Below are 2,678 nucleotides of genomic sequence, written 5' to 3' on the forward strand. Positions count from 1 at the left end.
GGGTACGGGCCCGATTCCCTCTTCACGCAAGGCGCTCGAGAAGGCCGGCTGGAAAGTGTCGGATCTCGATCTCGTCGAGGCGAACGAGGCCTTCGCGGCGCAGGCGCTCGCAGTCAACAAGGACATGGCCTGGGATCCGTCCATCGTGAACGTAAACGGCGGCGCGATCGCCATCGGCCATCCCATCGGCGCATCGGGCGCACGCGTTCTCGTGACCCTGTTGCACGAAATGAACCGCCGTGACGCGAAGAAGGGTCTCGCAACACTGTGCATCGGCGGCGGCATGGGCGTCGCCATGTGCCTCGAGCGGTAAGACATCACCAGCGGCCCGGATCACCCGGGCTGCCTTCGTATCGGGATCCAGCGTGATCCCATTGGGATGAACTCCCAGAAGGAGCAAGACATGGCGCGCGTTGCATTGGTTACAGGCGGCACCCGCGGCATCGGCGCCGCAATCTCCGCGGCCCTGAAGCAAGCCGGCTATAAGGTCGCCGCGAATTACGCGGGCAACGACGAGGCCGCCAATCGGTTCAAGGGCGAGACGGGCATACCAGTCTTCAAGTTCGACGTGTCCGACGCCGCATCCTGCGAGGCGGGCATCCGCGCGGTCGAGGCTGAACTCGGACCCGTCGATATCCTGGTCAACAATGCGGGCATCACCCGCGACGGCATGTTCCACAAGATGAGTTTCGATCAGTGGTCCGCCGTGATGCGCACCAATCTCGATTCCATGTTCACTTGCACACGCCCGGTGATCGACGGCATGCGCGAGCGCGGCTTCGGCCGCATCGTCATCATCTCGTCCATCAACGGCCAGAAGGGACAGATGGGACAGGCCAATTATTCCGCCGCGAAAGCAGGCGTGATCGGCTTCGCGAAAGCGCTCGCGCTGGAGAACGCCAACAAGGGCGTCACCGTGAACGTTGTAGCACCGGGCTACATCGCCACCGAGATGGTGAAGGCGGTGCCGGAAGAGGTGCTGAAAGCCAAGATCCTGCCGCTCATTCCGGTGGGCCGTCTCGGCGAGGCGGAGGAGATCGCCCGCAGCGTGCTCTACCTGGCAGCAGACGAAGCCGGCTTCATCACCGGCTCGACCCTGTCCATCAACGGCGGCCAATACATGGCCTGACCGGCAACGACGATCGAGCTGTGAGTAAGCCTGAAGGCTCCCCGTGCTTGGCCTACTCGCATGACCCCGGCGGTATGCCACTACGCCGAACCTGAAGCTCCGCAAAGTCATCCTCTGCGTACTCAATCCCGCGCAGAGGACCTGACCTGTCGTTTCCCAGTTCAAGACGCCTGAGTTGTCCGCGCTTGATCTTGCCGGAGATGGTTCGCGGCAACTCGGAGACCACTTCAATCTGCCGAATGCGCTTGAACGGAGCCAGCCGTGTATGCGTGTATTGGAAGATCGACAAAACCGTCTCAGGAGAGGGCTCGATCCCGGGCAGGAGTGAGATGTAGGCTTTGGGAACGGACAACCGGATCGCATCAGGTGCCGGGACCACGGCGGCCTCCGCCACAGCCCCATGCTCGATCAGCACGCTCTCGAGTTCAAACGGGCTGATCCGGTAGTCGGATGATTTGAATACATCGTCCGAACGTCCCACGAAGGTGAGATAGCCATCCTCATCAGTGAAGGCGATGTCGCCGGTGCGATAGAGCGCTCCCTCGGCCCCGCTCACTGTGCCGTCAGCATTCTGGTAGCCCTGCATAAGCCCAGCAGGTCGGGCCTCGCCTAGGGCGAGGCCGACTTCGCCTTCCTGCGCCAGGTTTCCATCCAGGTCGAGCAACCGCACGGGATAGCCCGGGAGAGGGCGGCCCATCGTTCCCACCTTGATCGCCTGGCCTGGCGAGTTGCCGATCTGGGCCGTGGTCTCTGTCTGGCCATAGCCGTCACGGATGGTCAGGCCCCAGGCCGCTCGCACCTGCTCGATGACCTCCGGGTTCAACGGCTCTCCCGATCCGCAGACCTCGCGCAAAGCTCCCTTGTGCTCAGCGAGATCCTCCTGGATCAGCCGTCGCCAAACCGTCGGGGGAGCGCAGAACGTGGTCACCCCGCAGCGGGTAATGGCATCCAGAAGGCTTTTAGCCTCGAAGCGGGGTTGGTTGACAGCTAACACGGTCGCGCCAGCATTCCATGGCGCGAATACAGAACTCCAGGCGTGTTTGGCCCAACCCGGTGAGGAGACATTTAGGTGAATGTCTCCGGGCTGCAAGCCCAGCCAGTACATGGTGGAGAGAGCCCCAATCGGGTAACTGCGCTGGGTGTGCCGCACCAGCTTGGGCTTTGCCGTGGTGCCGGAGGTGAAGTAGAGCAGCAGCGGATCATCAGGCTGCGTCGGTCCATCCGGGGCAAAGGCCTCGGACTGCTGGGAGGATTCCTCATAGTTGTGCCAGCCCGTCGGAGCATCGGATCCGATTGTGTGCGTCAAGTTCTGCAAAGCGGGACGGCCGAGCAGGGTGGCTAAGCGGCTTCGCGAAGCTGGTCTTTCTTGTGCTCCTTCAGATCCTCCATATTGAGGTAGCGGTGGGCCTCGAGCCAGTTCTCGTGCGTCTCCACCGCCAGGGCCCGCACCAGCCGGCAGCATGAGGCGGCATTGGGGAAGATCCGCACCACGTAGGTGCGCCTCCTGATCTCCTCGTTGAGGCGCTCGAGCATGTTGGTGCTTTTGAGG

2 protein-coding genes and 2 pseudogenes are annotated in these 2,678 nt (G+C 62.6%); 2 read left to right on the top strand and 2 right to left on the bottom strand.

What is annotated here, in order from left to right; genetic code table 11:
* Together ACXJKO_RS31085 and phbB are read left to right on the top strand one after the other, a co-directional pair.
* Positions 1 to 313: pseudogene (locus tag ACXJKO_RS31085) on the top strand (acetyl-CoA C-acetyltransferase); the annotation flags it as partial.
* Positions 314 to 403: 90 nt separating this feature from the next.
* Positions 404 to 1,129, top strand: coding sequence for an acetoacetyl-CoA reductase (gene phbB / locus ACXJKO_RS31090; RefSeq protein WP_457094861.1), 726 nt, complete (start codon positions 404 to 406; stop codon positions 1,127 to 1,129).
* A gap of 52 nt (positions 1,130 to 1,181) precedes the next feature.
* Here phbB and ACXJKO_RS31095 read toward each other — a convergent pair.
* Together ACXJKO_RS31095 and ACXJKO_RS31100 are read right to left on the bottom strand one after the other, a co-directional pair.
* Positions 1,182 to 2,402: pseudogene (locus ACXJKO_RS31095) on the bottom strand (AMP-binding protein); the annotation flags it as partial.
* Between the two features lie 65 nt (positions 2,403 to 2,467).
* On the bottom strand, positions 2,468 to 2,678 hold a 211-nt coding region (locus ACXJKO_RS31100; RefSeq protein ID WP_457094862.1), incomplete at its 5' end, for a transposase.

This window comes from Microvirga sp. P5_D2 (genome assembly GCF_054049475.1).

Bases quoted from the DNA above. Each gene is read 5' to 3' on its own strand.
- phbB (WP_457094861.1), top strand. From the start codon at position 404: ATGGCGCGCGTTGCATTGGTTACAGGCGGCACCCGCGGCATCGGCGCC.